Below are 328 nucleotides of genomic sequence, written 5' to 3'. Positions count from 1 at the left end.
CATCAGCTTAAAAGTGGAGGAGACGATGTTGAAAGCAACTGGAACCTATCTGGCCAAAGCCGCCGTCGTGTCGGGGCTTGCCCTTGCCGGCGCGTTGAGCGGCCCGGCCCATGCCAGCGACAAGCTTGACGAGTTGCGGGCGGCCGGCACGGCGAAGATCGCCATTGCCAACGAGCCGCCCTACAGCTCGATCGACGGCGAGGGCAACATCGGCGGTGCGGCCCCGGACGTTGCCCGGGCGGTCCTGAACGAGCTCGGCATCCAGAATGTCGAGGCGGTGGTGGTCGATTACGGGGCGATGATCCCGGGCCTTCTTGCGGGCCGCTTC

At 65.9% G+C, this 328-nt stretch carries 1 protein-coding gene; it reads left to right on the top strand.

What is annotated here, in order from left to right:
- Nucleotides 1-25: 25 nt before the first annotated feature.
- Nucleotides 26-328, top strand: a 303-nt coding sequence (locus tag ABLQ08_RS32750) for a transporter substrate-binding domain-containing protein (RefSeq protein WP_352950924.1), incomplete at its 3' end; no start/stop codon positions are given.

It is taken from the genome of Roseibium sp. SCP14, assembly GCF_040329475.1.
In the GTDB taxonomy this organism is placed as follows: domain Bacteria; phylum Pseudomonadota; class Alphaproteobacteria; order Rhizobiales; family Stappiaceae; genus Roseibium.
The sequence above is the reverse complement of the archived record's forward strand: the minus strand, read 5'-3'. Positions and strand labels throughout refer to the sequence as shown.